The organism is Priestia sp. BR_2, assembly GCF_041954005.1.
Taxonomy (GTDB): Bacteria; Bacillota; Bacilli; order Paenibacillales; family Paenibacillaceae; genus Paenibacillus_AQ; species Paenibacillus_AQ lautus_A.
The window spans coordinates 15,858-33,694 of the sequence record NZ_JAVFHM010000054.1 but is presented as its reverse complement, the minus strand read 5'-3'; the positions used below and the strand labels follow the sequence as shown (position 1 = coordinate 33,694).

The window sequence follows — 17,837 nt, the reverse complement described above, 5'->3', positions numbered from 1 at the left end:
AATTTATTTATAGGAAAAAGTGAAATTTGGTTTTCGGGTATGTCATATAACGTTAATGTATCTACGACCGAGAGGCTTATGGGGAACAACGACCGGTTCAACGAACATAGCCTCGCAGGGTTATCTGCCTGACTTAACTTCTCCGAAATGCCTCGGGCAGATTAAGGAGCCGCAAGGGTGCACCACCGTGAATACGGTGTTACGCGATGCCCAAAGTTCTATTCGATCCATTCATAAATTAATCTATTCTTTCCAAAGTCTTGTTACTTCTTCTAATACCAGGTCTTTAAATTTTAATTTATAGATGTCTGGTTTCTTTGTTTGATTCATGAAATCCAATCCGTAATTCGGATTAAAATGATTCATCATCAATGTCATTACATTCCCGTGTGTTCCAATAGCAATTTTCTTTCCCTTGTGTTCTTCTAAGATATTTTTCAACACTACAACTGATCGATTCTGGCAAACAGTATTAGACTCTCCTCCTGGCAATGCATAGGAAGGGTCATCAAACATCTTCTTCATTGCGGGCATAAATTCTTCATTAGTAATAACATAGTCTGAAAAGTGCCTTTCCCTAAGATCCTCAAATATCTGAATATCTAATTTTAACTCTTTGGCCAACCCCTCCAATGTTAGAATTGCTCGAGCATAAGGACTTGATGTAATAATGTTTATTCCTTCATCCTTTAATATTTCTGTTATTTTTTCTGCGTTCATCTTTCCCTCTAGGGTAAGCCCCCTGGTTCTTTCATTTCCTTCAGTATATGGTGACTCGGCATGCCTAACCATATAAATAATGGTCTTCATATAACCCTCCCTGAACGTTCCCTTATCCACGTTGTCCAACCGACCAACGGGAGCGGCCGCGATGCGGTTAGTCGGTGCGGATGTGTCCGCTGAATTTGCTTCCCTGCCAATCGCTTCTCGCGGACCGAGGAGCTGTCAGGCTCGATGCGTGGATATGATGTTAGGTGATGTCCCCCGCTTCCTGGATTAACATTCAAAAGTTCTTTATCTGTTCCGCTATATACGATCCTTCTTGAAAAATTAAACAATTCAACTGCAATCCATATGCACATCCGCCATCAATTCCTATCTTGTCTTTACTAAACCAAATATCTGATGTGCCATGGATATCAATAGTTCTTGTATGTCCAAAAATAACTCTTTTGTTTAGATCCTCAAAAGCGTGTTGAATGAATTCATCCTTAATATACATAAAATCATATTCTGGCTGGTTCTTCCAATCTATAAAATTGGGATTCAATCCCGCATGAACATATATGTGATCATGATCTTCGTGAAATAAAGGTAATTCACTTAAAAAGTCTATGTGGTGACCAAAAAAAGTCTTAATTGTATCCTTCGCCTGGTTCAATATCTCATCAGAGATTTCGTTATTCATGTTATTAATATCACAATAACTTTGGAGGGTTTGTATTCCCCCATGTTCAATAAATTTAGATCGAATCAATGCGCTATCATTATTTATTAAATCAACCAATCGTTGGTCATGATTGCCTCGTAAAGCAATGGCATTATGCATGCTTACTAATTCGATTACTTTATCAACTACTGCTTTACTATTAGGCCCCCTATCTACATAATCACCAAGCAAAATCAACTGATCATCAATCGAATTAAATTTGATACAATGCAACATCTGATTTAATTGATCGATACATCCATGAATATCGCTAATCATAATTGTTCGCTTCATAGAATCTCCTAACTCTAAATGTTTTTAAGTTCTTGGATGATTTCACCTACGTTCCTGTATTACGACGTCCATCTCCCTTAGATAGCTCTTATTCTAGGGAAGGCAACATCAAAAATTCAGCTCCAATCATGATATAACATTTGGAAATCTAAAGTAGACTAGACCAGCCTGGGATTCGAGAAGGGCAGCTGGAACCCAGTTTTCATACAGACCCGTTCAATCTCCTCAACGGGAAACGATGTATTTCTGTTCTTCGAAACGAGATTGGTGTAGAAATCATTGATCACTACAGCTATTGGAGCGTACCGCATTATAATCTCCGCTGCCGAATCCATCACTTCTAGGAATTCCTTACCCTCAGCACAACGACGTATGAATTCGATTCGTTCAGAACGGTTCATCCTACCAGTCAATGCTGCTACAAGCCAGTTCACTATTTGTTTTGCCACATAACATCCATCATGAGTCTTGTTCAATTCAAGAAACTCCAATTCGGAATCTGACAGTTCAAATCGAGAAGACGTTGCAAGTCCGAAGTCCGAAATATACACACGGTGTCCGTCGGTTAAAACATTGTTAAAGTGAACGTCGAAATGTAGTAATCCGTTCGCATTCATAAAGGAGACCGTTGACAACAAGTTTGAGTCCAACATGGCAAACGCTGAATTGGCTGCATTCTCACCAATAGCGACCTGTTCGGTAAGCCAGTTATGCAGGTTGTAAGGTACGTACTCACAGAACAGTACAACATTGTAGTTGGATTGCTCAAGGGCCTCAATACGATCCCGTATTTTTGAAGTACCCCAAAACTCAACCATTTTGGAAACATCGCTCAGTTCCTCAGAGATTGGATTACGCCGTTCTGGGCTTTTTAACACCCGCCAGTGATACATTAGGGGAAAGTTCTCACACTGTCTCGCCAGAACCCAGTTGGTGGTCATGGTATGGGCAGCGACCTCACGCCACACTCCAGCACCTGGTGAACCTATCCCATAGTGGCAATACGGTGGAAGATTGAACGCGTTTCTGGTAGACATATAATTTTCGTAGTGGCTTTCAAGTTCCGTAAGCGGAACCATTTTCACGAACACGGGTGTATCATCAATTTGTAAGAAAGCCGTTGTACCGCCAATACCAGTATTTAGAACCGTAGCTTTTTCCACTCGCTTGCTAAGCTGTTCATCACTTACCAGACATAAGGCAGTGGACACGGCGGCATAGCGGGCAAGTCGAATGTCGTGAATCGAATGCTCGTTCGTTGAAAATTTCATACGGGATAGCGTCCTTTCGCTCTGTTGTTCTGGTTAGTGCATCTTTTACTATTAATCTAACTATTGTCATCTCTCTGTTCTGTCGTATAACGTTCTTGTATTCACGACGTCGAGAGGCTTAGAGTGCGCATCTGGAGAGGCGTAGCCTCCAACCAAACCGGCTGAGCGGAGCGCAGTTAGCCTCGCAGATGGGTCCGCCGAATTCTCTGCCCTGCCAATCTCATCCCGCAGACCGAGGAGCCGTCAGGCTCCGAAGCGTGGATTTGATGATAAATGATGCAGGCGCATCTTCGAATTCCCCTCATTACATCTTAATTATAAATCCTGTCTTATCCCCTTTAGTGAATCCGCAGCTCTCATAAAAGCTATGGGTTCCTTCCATTCTAGAGCTTGTCATTAACATCACTTTGTAACAATCATTCTCCCTAGCGGTTTCGACTGCTTTTTGAAGTACTAATTTCCCGTAACCGTTCTTTCTATAATCAGAATGTGTAACAACATTCTCAATCAAGCCATATGGTCTTGCGCCCCTAGTTAAATTCCTAATAAGAACTAAAACGCATGAAGAGACAAGCTTCCCCTCATGCTCTACAACAATAATCTTCATCAGCTTGTCATTCATTATCTCTCGCCAATGATCTTGTATTTCGTATATATTCAGTTCTGGATCATCTGCATTTAAATGCTTATATAGCAAAAGTAGTTGATCTAATTCATTCCTATGAATGTATCTGACAGACACATTGGGCATGATGATTCCCTCACTCTTTGGTTTTTATCAGGTTTCGGCGGTTCATATAACGTTCTTGCGTTCACAACAACCAGAACCTTATGGCCAGTAGCGCTAAGAACAGGGAACTCTTGAAAATGATCTTCAATTTGCATCATTGCAGTCACCACCAGATAAAATATTAGTGCCTAGCTTTCAGATATCGTATATGTATTCGCGAACCCGAGAACCTTAAGGCCCGAAGGGCCGGTCGCGGCGCGGTTAGGTTCGCAGGGTTGTCCGCCAACGCTTCCCTGTACCTCTGAATTCGCTCAGCAGTGAAATCCCTTCGCTCTTCGCGGACCAAGGGGCGAACGCCCGCTGCGGGAATATGGTGTTATGTGATGTCTACCTCATCTTAGAATAACTTTCAAAAATTATAAGTACTTCTTAAAGGCTTTACTCGAATCACCGTCATAACCTAACTTTGTATAGAACTCGTGTGCTTGCTTCCTCGAAGCTCCGCTGGTTAAAAAGACCTTAACACAACCCCTTGAAATACACAGCTCTTCAATATGCTTCATAATGAGCGATCCATAACCTTGACCTTGTCTGTTTCCAGATACAATTACACGTTCTACAACCCCAAAAGGTTGTGACTCTATCAACGCATCTAAACATAGATGCAGATGTGCAGTTGCAACGATCTCTTGGTCTACTTCGCAAATGAACAAGAAACTATTAGGATCTTGTTTAATTTCTTCTATTCTATCTTCCAACACTTTTATTTTTGTGTTGTTTGGAAGCAACTCTTTATATAGTCCTTCAATAGCTTCGGCGTCATTGGATCCAGCTTCACGAATTATCATTCACATTCTCCTCTGTATTTAGGCTGATTTCACATAACGTTTCCCACAACTATGACGCGACCCAGCCTTAGATAGCTCTTATCTTAGGCTGGGTCGTGTGTTGTCTGAATTTTCGCCTATGAGCGTGCTTGCTTATGAAAAAACCAAGGGGCGAAGCTTAGATGCATGGTTTAGTGATGTTACTGCCTTATCTGTAATTACATTCTCATAAATGTTTTACAGATATATATTGTTTCTTATGTATTCATTCTAGTTATTTATAGTATTTTAATGGTATTTCATCAGATCTTATATGTTATAATTTTCTAGTACAATATACGGCTTTAAGGGCGGTCGGCTAATCTCCCAGAAGGGAGGTGATGCCCATGGAGGTCAAAGATGCACTTTCCTTAATGTTCATGTTCGGCATGTTCATTCTGGCATTGCTCACCTACATGAAAAAGAAATAGACCGCCCTCGCTAAGGTAACGGTCTATTTCTCGACCTAACTCCTGTGGCCGACTGCTCTTTATGCAGTTATTGTGCTTTGGAGTCGTGTTCCAGCACGGCTCCTTACTTATTCTTACCTCAGTATAACTCATTTTATAACGCTTTTATATGTTTTGTTGATTATTTTTTATTTATATAAGGTCTGTAATGCTAAAAACCTTCGATCAAGATTCCAACTCTATTTTTTGCTTTGGTATAAAAACTCAACTTCACCATCTAGCAAATATTGATATTCAAATAATTGCATTGTTCTTTCCCTAATTCTCTCCTTTATAACCCTGCCTAGGCTTACCGATCCTTGTGATCCAAGGTAACCATTATTAATAAATGACTTCTCTACAAATTTTGTTTCCCTTAAGTGATACTGTAACCATTCTTTCTGCGATTCAATTAGTGCTTCTCTTGGTTCTCTATCCAACTTAGAAAGAAGCTTTTTATATATATGATTTAACTCATTATCCCAAATCTCTGTATATTTGCTTTCCAACGCCCCCCATTCTAATGTTGTAATAATCTCTTTGGAATTTTGAAATTCATTAAATTCCACCTCATAATCATGATCTATAGGATTACGAAGCATTTCATCATAAAATTCTCCTTTCAAATCAAGGTTCCCAATGCTCATGGTTAACACTTCATAGTTAGAAGGATCTGATCGACCTTCGGTTATTTCTTTCGATTCTGTTCCATTACCTGTACTCACTACATCAGATGGCAGTTCAGAATTCATTATTGATTTAGTTTCGCTGTTCAAGGTAGTCGATTGACTACTATTTTGACAAGATGAAAACACTATCGTAATAAAAAATAAAATGAGTATCTTACCTTTCATAAATGATCTCCTTAAATATTTCTTTAATATTTACCGGAAATGGCGCATAACGTTCTTGTATTGACGAAACGGCCCAGACTTAGATAACTCTTATCTTAGGTTGGCACGTTTGTTGTCTGAACTTCTTACATAATTATTCATCTGACAACCCAGGGGCGATAGCCCCACAGCGTGAATATGGTGTTATCTGATGGGTATGCCTTTTATGAACTACTAACATTTCTTTTACTTAATTTCTTAAATGCCGAGTAATCCTGATCGGACTTAATAAAATTCAATATCTTTTCGGCACATTCTGTTGGATTCAACTCTTCAGTATTTACTTCAAGGTCATATTCATTAAAGCAATATACTTTGTCGAACTGGGAATTTGCTAGTCCAATCATTCGATCTCCTCTGATTTGCTCTCTTCTTGTGAGTTCTTCTCTCGAGCAGATTACACCTACGAATAATGTAGGATAATCAAAAAGTACATCAAGATAATCATTAAACCACTTGTCATTTTCGATTACGGTATCGACGATTACATTCAGACCATATTCTAAAAACAGTTTAATTGTGGGGAGATTATAGGTTCAAACATTATTTGTCCGATAACTACATCATCCAATGCTTTTACTGGTTTTAAATCTGGAAATTTGTTATTAATAAGATCATTGAAATTATGAAAAAAATCATCTATGGATAAATGATAAAGAATCTCTTCCTGATTGATCAATTCCATAGAAATACTAGTCTTTCCTGCACTTGAAGTTCCGTTCAAGAACACAATCTGTCCTTGCTTCAAACGAATCACCCTCACTTATAAGCGTATCTTTCAGATAACGTTCAGGCAATCACGACTTAGTCGTATGCGCCAGCTGAAATCGTTTCCCTGCTAATGTCATTTGCCTCCCCGAATCCTCTTCTTACTCCGGCCAGTCCGAGGGGCGAATTCCCCGAAGCGTGAATATTATGTTAGGCGAAGTCATTATCTTCCATGATTAATCTTGCATACTTATCCCATTCTTTATTATCAGTGTTTATTTCAATTGTTGGTACCTTTGATTTGGACGATTGAATTCTGAGTCTATTTTGGGTTTCGATTAATTCTTTGCACGCCACATCAATATCTTCTCTTGATTTGTTAATCCAGTTATTTGGATTTCTGCTCATTATTCTTTCTTCAACAATATCATTAGATATAGTTAACAAGATACATTTAGCTCCTATTTTATTTAAATCGTTCTCAATACTAGTTATTTCTGTATCTTCTGAATCCGAGAATGCGACTCGATGATTTAAATGGAACCTCTCTAATACAAAAAAGAGTCCTCTAGATTTTCTTTTCCATGGTCCTAAATTAATCGCCCAATCATTTAAATTCTTTAGCATATCAACTCTATCTCTTAATAGTTCAAGATGTTGATCTCTTGATAATCGAACAAACTCCCCATGAACATTATTCAGAATCTGAGAATAATGTTCACCAAGTATAACGATGCTCAACTCGGCTGATTCGTCAATCGCTTGATATTGTTTTATCGCTTTAAGAAGCGATGTTTTACCCGTGTTTGAAAACCCTTCAAGGATAATTCCCCTAATGTTCATATAATGGTTTCCTTCTTTATAATGATTTCGCCTGACGTTATTGTATCCACGAACACGAGAGGCTTAAAGGAGCGTCAGCGCGGGTCCGTCGGACTTAGCCTCACAAGGTTGTGGGCTGAATAAACCTCTCTGCTACCCTCATCTTGCGAACCGAGGGCCCGAAGCGTAGATACTATGTTAGGCGATGCTCTCACTTCTATGAATTACTACCTAATACATGGTCGTTATAAATTTTTTCGTTATTTAAATTATCGTTTCATTTTCTTCTCGTTCAATCATTATTACACTAATCTATTTTATAAATTTTTCTGATCTCTAGCCATGTTTCATACCAAAATGAACCGAACTTTAATGGTTTCAATATTTCAATATTCATTTCACTCATCATTAAAAACACTCGGTCATCCTCAACATTCAATTTATGACCAAATTCATACACGATATTAAAACATTCTTTTTTATAGTCTTCTTCACGTTTATCAGACCATTCTGACTTCTGAACAGAGAACCTTTTCATGTTTTTATATTCCTTATGTTCTATTTAATATTTAGAGGTATGATCATAATTGTTGCTAATGTTTTGAGAGTTTCCGACTAATGTTCTTGTATTCACGACGTCCTGGCCCCTTAGAGTCGCTGCTTATAGTTGTGAGGCTTGCCGAACACCTCATGCAGTGACGTCCAGACGGGCTTAGGGGGCTGGATGGGGTCACTCGCTTCTACAGAGTGGCCCCGAGCGTTAATATGGTGTTAGCCGAGGGAAGTTCTGGAAGCAGCCATTGTATTTAAGGCGTTCTCAAAATAGCTATATACTTCATCTGCAATTCCCAGAAACTCTTCAACAAGTACATCACTATCCAAGTAACAAGCATACAGATACTCAACTAAAGCGGAGTCAATCTCGCAATAGTTTATTATGGCATTCTTCATCTCAATAATGTCATCTTGCCATACACCTGTATCTGTTAAAACCAAAGAGTATAATGCACGAATTAATCTCTTCGAATACCCTTTAATATATCTAGTTTTCATCGTGTGATCACTAGCAGTAGAAAGTGAACGACGTACACGATCTACTTCTTCCTTGGTCTCTGTATTTAAGTCTAGAATGAACTCTGGGGAAATACTGATCGGTGGTACTTTTTCACCAATGTCATGACCATGCATGCAAACACAAATTATCTTAACCCAAAAACCCCACTCATTCGGTTTACTTAATACATCGTCAATCGAGCAAATTATCGTATCAATCTTAGTTACTATTGGATATTCTTCCAAAAGCCTGCCTTTAATATTTGACAATCTTTCGTAATCAATATCTTTGGGATTTACACATACAATAGTAAAGTCTGCATCTGACTTAAAAGGTTTAGCAGTTCCTTTTGGAATCGAGCCACACATATAAATGCTATGAATCTTACCTTTAAATTCGGTAAGTATATGATTTATATACTTATCAACAAAATCCTTATATTCACTTTGTATTGCAATTCTATTTATAACTTTTTCTAATATCATATAGACTCCTCCTAAACAAAGAACTTCTTTCGGCAAACGTTATTGTATTTACGAACACTCACTGCCTTAAACGACCGTAGGGAGTGGTCGCGACGCGATTAGGCGAGTGCAGGGTTGTCCGGCTGATTTAGCTTCTCTGCAAATGAAATGCCTCTTTGATTCCACTTCTTCTACCTCGGCCGGACCAAGGAGCGATAGCGACGCAGCGTGAATACCATGTTAGCTGATGGATCGGCCTTCTTCGAATTATCTAAATTCACTTATCTCTTTTATTTGTTGAATAATTTCCAAAGTATCATTGGGGTCCTTGATGTCAAATAGATAATTAGCTTCATCTTTAGTAGGTTGAATTTCTATCGTATTTTCTTGTCTCTCCAATACTTCCAAAAAGTTCAAGGCACTTCTAAATATAGCTTTACTTCTTTGGGTTTGTGTAACACGTTCTTTCAATAGATCAATTGGTAAATTAAAGTGGACTATAATACTTTCAAATCCATTGTCATGAAAGTTCTGGAGTACATTTGTTCTTCCTGATTTATTTAAATTGGAATTGCTTAAGATAATGTGGAAATCGCTTTGCTCCATAGCATAGTTAACAATAGCATTTGTTATAGAGAATTTTAAAGTATTAGGACCTTTAATAGGGCGAAGTTTCTTATAATGGCTATTAATAAATTCAGCATGATTATCCTGATCAATGACTATGGCTTGTTGTAGTACAGATTCTAATTCTTTAGCAAAAGTGGTTTTTCCACTATGAGTTTTTCCAACCGTCATGATTACCAGGCGGCTCATAAAATGCTCTCCCATCAATGTTTTCTATTATGATTTTTGCCGATCTTTCAGATAACGTTTTGTATCTACGAACCCGAGAGGCTTAAGCGACCATCGGGAGCGGGTGGTTCCGCCACTTTGCTTCGCAGGGTTGTCTGCCTGACCAACTCCTCCGAAAAGCCTCGAGCAGACCAAGGACCTACCATGTCAGCAGCGTGAATACGGTGTTAGCTGATGAAATTGCCTTCCTCGAATTACTTACTACTAATCTTTATTATTTCTGAGCAATTCGTCACCAGTTCTAAACCAAGGTTGCAAAGCAAATCTTGCTTCACCAGTTCCGTAATCAAAAAATCTTGAAACTATCTTAATCTCATTATCATCATTAATAATTGACCAAGGACTATTCTTAAATAATTCAATATCTTCTAATCTGTAACCATTTAAATCTAAGTACCAATTTTTATTTTCATTATCTATTATTTCATCTATTTGTCTTATTTTATTCTTTATATATTCATTCTAAATTAAACTTCCTTCAAGGTAGTGTTCTGTTAAACTACCAACAAACTCAAATCTGTGTTTTCGATAATAATCTAAAACAAATGTTTGCACGTTGGCTCTTCCTTTATCTTTTGATTTTTCATTTTACAAGAATTTTCTATGCAATGGTTTCAGCTAACGTTCTTGTATCTACAAACCCGAGAGGCTTAAAGGAGCGCCAGCGACTGGGCCCGACGAACTTAGCCTCGCCAGGGTTGTTCGCTGATTCCGCTTCTCTGTAAATGCTTCTTTTGAACCAAAGGCGCAGCCTGAAGTGTAGATACATTGTTATAGGATGTTAGCACCTTCTTCGAAAGACTTACACTATTCAATCCCCTTTAATTTGGTTATTTGTTTGATTTTCCTTGTGTTGAAAAATAGATTATAAGATTGATTATCCAAATACCTGTAATTGCTAAAAAAATATAAAACGATACAGGGTCTCCACTTAATCCAATCTCGTCAACGATGATTCCACTATTATATAAAAGTTGACCAGAAACAAAAATCGAGATAACTGACAAACTAAGGACAGTAAAACCGTTTATCATTTTATTTTTTAATTTAGGGATTATCAGTATAAAAAATAAAAGTAGTGATACAACCAAAATAGAGATAAAAATAGGTCTTAGCAAAGTGAAGGTTCCTAAAGTTTCAAACGATTTGTGTGTGTACATTTCTACTCCTCCTCCAATATATATTCTTAGACTTCAATTTGCTCTTTATAAGCTAAACTACACGGTTAGTTTAAATCAACTAATAATGAATTGCTTTTGATTTTTCGTTATTGCGCTGATTTCCTATAACGTTTCTGTATCTACGAACCCGAGAGGCTAAGTCCGTCGGACCCGATCGGGTCCAACGGACTTAGCCTCGAAGGTGTTGTCTGCTGAGTTTCATCTGCGAAATACCTCTTGCAGACCAAGGACCGAAAGGCACGAAGCGTAGATATGATGTTATCTGATGTTCTTGCCTTCTTCGAATTACTAAACTAAGTCCTTCACTTCATAATAAGCGTCTCTAAGCCATGGATGAATAACTCTAAGGTTATCTCGCTGTTTCCATAAAAAATCAATATATTCGAATGCTGCATCGTTCAAAGAATGATCTAGTTTTTGCGTAATCTGAAATAAATATGGAGGTTCCCCAATTTGGTCCCATTCAATCTTATCTGCAACAAATAAAACCTTGTCTAAAATAGTTGAATTTTTCTTTAGTGTCGTATGACATCCAACTGCATCAAGAATTTCCTGATCCATAATATTAAATATATCTCTAGCCATTTCTTTAGATATCTTCTGATGAATTATCATTGGAAAAGCCTCTTCTTCAGACAGTACTTCAATACCTAGATCATAGGAAACTTGAATCCTTACATCGTTAGAATAAACCGCACTTATATCATGTAAATATCCAGCAATTTCAGCTGAATCTGCATTAGCATTAAATCTTTCCGCTATCTTTCTTGCCTCTTTCCCCACCCTGACACAATGCTCCGCAGTTTTAGGGCAACCATTGTTCACTAAAAAATTATATATGTCATCCTTGAGATTTCCGGATAAAGTATTTATAACAAGATTATTATATACTGACTTCATAAGCCCTCCTAAAACATATTAACCGCACGCAAGAATTTCCGATAACGTTCCCGTATTCACGAACCCTCACTGGCTTAAGGGGCGCCAGCCCCGGGTCCGACGGACTTAGACAGTGCAGGGTTGTCTGCTGATTCCTCTTCCCCGAAAAGCCTCTAGCAGACCAAGGGCCGTTAGCGCAGCGTGAATACTTTGTTATCCGATGCTACCGGCCCTCTTCGATGCGCTTGTTAAATTTTTATAATCTTCAATTAATTTATTGTATTCATATCTTTCTTCTATGGGATAATCATTTCCAACTATATTTATGTACCTATTTAATTCTCTTAATTCAATAAAAAATAGTTTTTGATTCCGTATTCTATCAGAAGTGAAATAAAACCCTTCTACAATTTCCTCATCATTCAGTGAAACTAGAAAAATGTAACTATGTATTATCTGATTATATAAGTAGCTTGCCTTCATACTTTCATTTGATGGTGTATCTAAATCATATAGCTCTTGAATTCTATGCCAATTAAATCTTGTAACATCTTTTCTGTTTTTAAACGATTTAACCTTTAATTGTATTTGTTCAGTGTCATGGGATAATTTCTTGGCTTCAACTAGCTTTCTAACTGAATACATTACGATCATTATGTCTTTCTCAAACTCCACTAACATATCATCATCGTATGCTGTTGATAAATACACTTTATTAATCTTGTCAGAAAGTTTTAAAAGATCTTCTTTCCAATAACTTGATTCCCATATCATTTGGAGGACTCCCTTTTAATAGATTTGATATTTTTTTAAAAATTAACTCTTACGGTGGTTTCGGATAACGTTTCGTATATTCACGACGCCTGGCGAATGCCAGGTGTGTCATAGCAACTGCTTCCTTGAAGCCGCTTCTGGGACCGAGGAGCGTAGCCCTAATGCGTGAATTTGGTGTTATCTGATGGCACCAACTTCACGAAATACTCACATTCTTAAAATCATTATTCTGAATACTCTATTTTAAATTAATTCCAGTTGTTTTCATAAAATTTTCTTGTAATTATTATAAGAGATGATACACAAGACGATTACTCCACATAATATTAGTAAAGACCCTATCCAATAGTTAAGTGATAGATTAACATAATATTCTTCTGGACTATAAGATCCTGCTGCGGCTGCTTGATATGCAGCTCGCCCCATGATTACTGAAAATTCTTCAACAATCTTTGAAATTGAGATTATACATGTACCTACTAGAATTGCTATTAAAGAAAATATGACTTGGATCTTATTCATGAGATTCATTTCCTTTCAAATAACTAGATTCTTGACTGAACTTGGTGCTTTCGGATAACGTTCTTGCATTCACGACGTCCCACCACCTTAAGGCCTATGGCCGGCAACGATGCAGTTAGGTGGTGCGGATGTGTCCCGGCATCTGCTTCCTTGTTTCAACTTCTGGGACCGAGGGGCTTCATCCTCGATGCTTGAATGCGGTGTTATCCGATGTCTCTGCCTTCCTGATTTACTTGCATTAATACTTCCTTACCGTACTGAAAGACCTGTTCTGGAATCATTCTCGTCGGTTATGTATTCTATATTTATATAGTTCTGTTTTTTTGCGTTAGCATACAGCCCTTCTACTAACTCGTCATTCTTGCAATAGATTGTTGTATAAGAACTATCTACAACTAATAATGCCAATTCGCAGTTGCTTCTGAGAAAATCGTCGTACGTTTTAATTTCAATTGGTTTAATGCCTCTAGGAAAAGCTTTAAGGTCTTGGAATATTAAATAATAATCATTGTTCGTTATAACATTTCTTAGTGTTTTACCTTCCATGCATTCAATTAATCCTGAAAAAAGTGCATCTAGTTTGCCATCTATTATAATGTATGACTCTTCCCCACCAATCCACCAATTATAATCTTCTACTTTAAACGGTATTAATATATCTTCGAGAAATCTTCCGTATTCATTTGGAATTTCAAAGCTAATTCCTCTTATCATCTGCTCTTCTCCTTGTTCATTTCTTGCAGAGATTTCGGATAACGTTTCCGTGTTCACGACGCCTCACTGCCTTAAGGTTCCGAAGGAACCGGCCGCGACGCGGTTAGGCAGTGCAGGTGTGTCCGCTGAATCTGCTTCCTTGCGCAGAAATTCCTCTTCGTTATCACTTCTTACTTGTTGGGGGCCTAGGGGGCTTGCCCCCCGATGCATGAACATAATGTTAGACGAAGGAATCTTGAGTTGCCCCAGAAAATATCTTTATACAGCTTTTATATAGTTTTTATATAGTCTTTAATTAATTCTTTATTAGTTTTTATACTGGTTTTATACACTCTACTCGGTTGCCAAATGGATCCCTGAATTCAAATCTTTCATATCCTGGTATAGGTACAGATTTCAGAATTTCAATCCCATTGTCTGTTAGTAGTTTTTCAATAGCTTTTATGTCATTCACTTCATAAGCTAAATGAGCTTTTGTTAATAATCGGTTTACACCATCTTCAGTTCCAATGTGTAACTGTTGATCTCCAACCTGAACCCAAAAACCACCTCTGCCAACTAAGGATTCTGGTTTTAATATTTCCTTCAGTTGCAAGATCCCACAATAGAAGTTTCTCGCCTCATCTTCTTTGCCGTTTGGAATTGTAATTTGAGCGTGATGGAATCGACAAATCATTTCGATGCTCCTTTGGTTGGTTATTCACGAACCCGAAAGGCTTAAGGCGCGATAGCGCCGGGTGGCTCTGCCACTTAGCCTTGCAGGTTTGTCCGCTGAATTCACTTCCTCGAAATCCCTCTTGCGGGCCGAGAGACAGGCGTAGCCTGGCTCGATGCGTGAATGCTTTGTTATCAGAAGTCAATGACTTCTTCGAGTTGCTAATAGATTATTCCATTGATTCCACAACGGATAGAATATATTCTTTTTGAATGTTCCTTCCACTAATCTCGCATTGTAATGCCTTTCCATTGACGTCTTCTTCGATCCAGATAAATTGTTGGTTTTCTGCATTTGAAATATAAAATGCCTCATTACCTCGTACATTTAGTTGCTCAATACTAGAGTCTCCGTCACCCGGCATTTGAATTCGACTTTTTGTTGTTCCGAAAATTTGGAACTTGTATATTTCTTGGTTATTTTCGTAAGTAATGCTGACACCAACAAGTTTATTATTAGGTTTTAGTTCCCTTACAACAACATTTTTTCCAGTTATTTCACATTCCTCAACCATCTCATCGATTTCTTGCGATGTTAAATTTTCAAATCCATAATAAACTTGAATATCACACATATTAGAGTGAGTAGGAAACTTTGGTTGCCAAGGAGATAATTTTTCTTTTAAGCTTTCAAAGCTTCCATCCCAATTAATAGCGGCATAATTTGTTTGTTGTGAAAATTTGTTATCTGCGGCATCAGCTATGTAGATAGCCTTCCCTTCGCCAGGTCTTAAATTAATAATTTCACTGATTATATCTTGACGAGATTGAAAATCAATCTTTCCTATAACATTCCCTTTTTTATTTTTGATTTCCATTACTGTCACTCCATTTCTTCTTTTAATTGCTTCCTTGACTAATTTTCCATTGATTTCTGATAACGTTCCCGCATCTATGACGCGACCCGGCCTGAGATAGTTCTTATCTTAGGTCGGGCCGTGTGTTGTCTGAATATACGCCTATGAGCTTGCTTCTGACAACCAAGGGGCGAATGCCCCGCAGCATAGATGCATTGTTAAGTAATGTTACTGCCTTCTCTGTATTTACATTCTCATATACGATTTAGATGTAAATATTGTTTTTCTATGTATTTTAGTTATTTATATTATTCTAATGGTATTTCATCATGTTCTATATGTTATAATTTTCTAGTACAATATACGGCTATAAGGGCGGTCGGCTAATCTCCCCGAAGGGAGGTGATGCCCATGGAGGTCAAAGATGCTATCTCCTTAATGTTCATGTTCGGCATGTTCATTTTGGCATTGCTCACCTACATGAAAAAGAAATAGACCGCCCTGGCTAGGATAACGGTCTATTTCCGACCCATCTTACGTGGCCGACTGCTCTTTATGCAGTTGTTGTACTTTGGAGTCGTGTTAGCGCACGGCTCCTTACTTATTCTTACCTCAGTATAACTCATTTTATAACGCTTTTATAGGTTTTGTTGATTATTTTTATTTATATAAGGTCTGTAATGTTATCTGCAGAAATTTCACTTAACGTTCCTGTATTCACGACCCGACGTATGTCGGGTATCCGGCGAATGCCGGATCAAGGGCGTATGCCCGCAGCGTGAATATGTTGTTAGGCGATTTTCGTAATTATTTTCACAATAGTTTAAATTTTTCAAAATGTATCTTATGAACTTCTTTTCCTTCTGGAAGAGGATAATAGACATCTCGATAATGCGATTCTAAAGGATCACTATAAATTCCAAGTTGTCTACGTAAAATAAACTCTTGTAAATTAGATAAGAAATAAGATATGCCTAATCCACTTGGTAATTTATAAAAACTATATTCTGCAAAAAACTCATCATATTCTTCTTTAAACGGCCACAATTTAATAAACCTTCTATCTCCTAAGCAAATATTATTAACACAAACTTTTAAGTTTCTCGGTAAAATTTCATTAAAGTGATTACGTTGTACAATTTTATTATTAAAAAATTCTTTCATATAACTTTGATAAGCTCGGTCTTTTCTTTTAACTTCGCTATATGCAAAAACCCCATTAAATATTGAAATTTCGCGTCCATCAGAAATAATAAGACCGTTCTCGTTGGCTTTATCAACTATTTCCAATAATTTGGAAGGTTCTATAGAACTCTTAACCTCGATGATACCTATCACATTTTCTGGAGTTGTAACAATAAAATCTCCCTCTGAAAAGATAGGGGGTATATTATTCTCATAAATTATTAGATCTATCTGCTTGGTTATGCGATTTTTGTTCCTTACAAATCCAGTTCCTACGGATAGATTTTTAGGAAGAATCCTTTTTAAATAATTCATTAATATGATTTCTTTATATCGTCCTTCTTCTGCCCAATTAGCGTCGTCGATAAGGTGACGAACACGTAACTCGTGCGCTTTAAATTCTTTAGCAATTGACTTTTGATATTCTAAGTAATTAGGCATTTTTCTTACTTGCACCTCCAAGTTTATTTTTAACGATTTAAACATATTTGATTTTAAGAATTTCGCCTAACGTTCCCGTATCCACGACGTCCCACCGACTTAAGGCTCCGTAAGGAGCCGCCGCGATGCGGTTAGTCGGTGCGGATGTGTCCGCCTGATTCTGCTCCCCTGCCAATTCCCGTCGGGCGGACCGAAGGAGCCGTAAGGCTCCGAAGCGTGGATATGATGTTATAGGATGTTCGGGCCTTCCTCGAGTCACTTAAAATGTTCACTTTCGTTCCTTTTTAATATTTCATATGCAATATTTAGGATAGTCTTATCACGCAGAATCATGAACTTTGTTGAATAATCATTACAGTTTATCAATGACTCATTCATCAATTCCATTGCCCTATCTAAAGTCATCCAATTAACCACCATTCCAAGTTGCTTTTCGCTTTCGCTAAGTTTTACAGCGCTGACTCTTCTCCTTGCATATGCTATCCAACAATAGGATAATTGCATAAAATCATTTTTCTTCTTATGTTCTTCAATATATCCCAGTTCATGGAATACTTTAGCTTCATATCCAGTCTCTTCTCTAATCTCTCTTAAAAATGATTGATCTATTGTTTCTTTTTCTTCGATTCCTCCACCTGGCAATTTGTATAGATTAATTTCTGACATATACATCATAGCTGCATTCATCTCTTCATCAATTAGGACACCTCTTGAAGCATATCGTGATACCGACTCAATCAATTCAGGAGTTCCACCGAAAATATCACTATCAGTAATTCTTCTAATTAATTTCAT

The 17,837-nt window shown here is 37.6% G+C and carries 21 protein-coding genes and 1 pseudogene; 2 read left to right on the top strand and 20 right to left on the bottom strand.

From position 1 onward, the window contains the following. Nucleotides 1-243 precede the first annotated feature (243 nt). The 5 genes from RB298_RS00805 to RB298_RS00785 all read right to left on the bottom strand — a co-directional run bounded on the left by RB298_RS00805 (nt 244) and on the right by RB298_RS00785 (nt 4,572). Nucleotides 244-810: a histidine phosphatase family protein gene (locus RB298_RS00805; protein ID WP_486045301.1), complete on the bottom strand. Its 567-nt coding sequence runs from the start codon at nt 808-810 to the stop codon at nt 244-246. Between the two features lie 193 nt (nt 811-1,003). Continuing rightward, on the bottom strand, nt 1,004-1,723 hold the full coding sequence (locus RB298_RS00800) for a metallophosphoesterase family protein (RefSeq protein ID WP_486045299.1): 720 nt from the start codon (nt 1,721-1,723) through the stop codon (nt 1,004-1,006). A 158-nt stretch (nt 1,724-1,881) separates the two neighbouring features. Continuing rightward, nucleotides 1,882-2,994, bottom strand: coding sequence for a protein kinase domain-containing protein (locus RB298_RS00795; RefSeq protein WP_486045297.1), 1,113 nt, complete (start codon nt 2,992-2,994; stop codon nt 1,882-1,884). A gap of 304 nt (nt 2,995-3,298) precedes the next feature. Beyond that, complete coding sequence (locus RB298_RS00790) at nt 3,299-3,745, bottom strand: GNAT family N-acetyltransferase (RefSeq protein WP_486045295.1); 447 nt, start codon at nt 3,743-3,745, stop codon at nt 3,299-3,301. Nucleotides 3,746-4,140: 395 nt separating this feature from the next. Next, entirely contained in the window at nt 4,141-4,572 is a 432-nt protein-coding gene (locus RB298_RS00785; protein WP_192572253.1) for a GNAT family N-acetyltransferase, read from the bottom strand. Between the two features lie 365 nt (nt 4,573-4,937). On the opposite strand from RB298_RS00785, the gene RB298_RS00780 reads away from it, so the two are divergent. Continuing rightward, entirely contained in the window at nt 4,938-5,021 is an 84-nt protein-coding gene (locus RB298_RS00780; RefSeq protein ID WP_220687457.1) for a putative holin-like toxin, read from the top strand. A gap of 218 nt (nt 5,022-5,239) precedes the next feature. Here the strand turns inward: RB298_RS00780 and RB298_RS00775 are convergent, their stop codons facing one another. The 13 genes and pseudogenes from RB298_RS00775 to RB298_RS00715 all read right to left on the bottom strand — a co-directional run bounded on the left by RB298_RS00775 (nt 5,240) and on the right by RB298_RS00715 (nt 15,437). Next, nucleotides 5,240-5,893 (bottom strand): lysozyme inhibitor LprI family protein, encoded by a 654-nt coding sequence (locus tag RB298_RS00775; RefSeq protein ID WP_486045292.1) that lies wholly within the window; start codon nt 5,891-5,893, stop codon nt 5,240-5,242. A gap of 203 nt (nt 5,894-6,096) precedes the next feature. Beyond that, nucleotides 6,097-6,680 (bottom strand): annotated as a pseudogene (locus RB298_RS00770) (chloramphenicol phosphotransferase CPT family protein). Nucleotides 6,681-6,850: 170 nt separating this feature from the next. Continuing rightward, entirely contained in the window at nt 6,851-7,483 is a 633-nt protein-coding gene (locus RB298_RS00765) for a hypothetical protein (RefSeq protein ID WP_486045290.1), read from the bottom strand. Nucleotides 7,484-7,769: 286 nt separating this feature from the next. Then, a complete protein-coding gene (locus RB298_RS00760) occupies nt 7,770-8,000 on the bottom strand; it encodes a hypothetical protein (protein ID WP_015734815.1) in 231 nt (76 codons plus the stop codon). A gap of 233 nt (nt 8,001-8,233) precedes the next feature. Next, nucleotides 8,234-9,001 (bottom strand): nucleotidyltransferase domain-containing protein, encoded by a 768-nt coding sequence (locus RB298_RS00755; RefSeq protein WP_486045288.1) that lies wholly within the window; start codon nt 8,999-9,001, stop codon nt 8,234-8,236. A gap of 246 nt (nt 9,002-9,247) precedes the next feature. Then, nucleotides 9,248-9,796 (bottom strand): ATP-binding protein, encoded by a 549-nt coding sequence (locus tag RB298_RS00750; protein WP_486045286.1) that lies wholly within the window; start codon nt 9,794-9,796, stop codon nt 9,248-9,250. 869 nt (nt 9,797-10,665) lie between these two features. After that, entirely contained in the window at nt 10,666-10,995 is a 330-nt protein-coding gene (locus RB298_RS00745) for a hypothetical protein (RefSeq protein WP_192572258.1), read from the bottom strand. A gap of 309 nt (nt 10,996-11,304) precedes the next feature. Next, on the bottom strand, nt 11,305-11,916 hold the full coding sequence (locus RB298_RS00740; RefSeq protein WP_486045283.1) for an HD domain-containing protein: 612 nt from the start codon (nt 11,914-11,916) through the stop codon (nt 11,305-11,307). A gap of 192 nt (nt 11,917-12,108) precedes the next feature. Beyond that, nucleotides 12,109-12,669, bottom strand: coding sequence for a hypothetical protein (locus tag RB298_RS00735; protein ID WP_192572260.1), 561 nt, complete (start codon nt 12,667-12,669; stop codon nt 12,109-12,111). A gap of 264 nt (nt 12,670-12,933) precedes the next feature. Next, a complete protein-coding gene (locus tag RB298_RS00730; RefSeq protein ID WP_332294287.1) occupies nt 12,934-13,191 on the bottom strand; it encodes a hypothetical protein in 258 nt (85 codons plus the stop codon). 249 nt (nt 13,192-13,440) lie between these two features. Beyond that, nucleotides 13,441-13,962: a DUF2691 family protein gene (locus RB298_RS00725; protein ID WP_375119556.1), complete on the bottom strand. Its 522-nt coding sequence runs from the start codon at nt 13,960-13,962 to the stop codon at nt 13,441-13,443. A gap of 256 nt (nt 13,963-14,218) precedes the next feature. Further along, a complete protein-coding gene (locus tag RB298_RS00720) occupies nt 14,219-14,581 on the bottom strand; it encodes a VOC family protein (RefSeq protein ID WP_332294285.1) in 363 nt (120 codons plus the stop codon). Nucleotides 14,582-14,789: 208 nt separating this feature from the next. Further along, the gene (locus RB298_RS00715; protein ID WP_332294284.1) at nt 14,790-15,437 is read right to left on the bottom strand and encodes a hypothetical protein; all 648 of its coding nucleotides are present in this window, start codon (nt 15,435-15,437) and stop codon (nt 14,790-14,792) included. A 384-nt stretch (nt 15,438-15,821) separates the two neighbouring features. Here RB298_RS00715 and RB298_RS00710 point away from each other — a divergent pair, with 384 nt between their 5' ends. Continuing rightward, the gene (locus RB298_RS00710; RefSeq protein ID WP_375119554.1) at nt 15,822-15,911 is read left to right on the top strand and encodes a putative holin-like toxin; all 90 of its coding nucleotides are present in this window, start codon (nt 15,822-15,824) and stop codon (nt 15,909-15,911) included. 318 nt (nt 15,912-16,229) lie between these two features. On the opposite strand, the gene RB298_RS00705 is transcribed toward RB298_RS00710, so the two are convergent. Both RB298_RS00705 and RB298_RS00700 read right to left on the bottom strand, forming a co-directional pair. After that, on the bottom strand, nt 16,230-17,042 hold the full coding sequence (locus tag RB298_RS00705; RefSeq protein WP_332294283.1) for a DUF6602 domain-containing protein: 813 nt from the start codon (nt 17,040-17,042) through the stop codon (nt 16,230-16,232). A gap of 255 nt (nt 17,043-17,297) precedes the next feature. Next, on the bottom strand, nt 17,298-17,837 hold the full coding sequence (locus RB298_RS00700) for an NUDIX hydrolase (protein WP_192572664.1): 540 nt from the start codon (nt 17,835-17,837) through the stop codon (nt 17,298-17,300).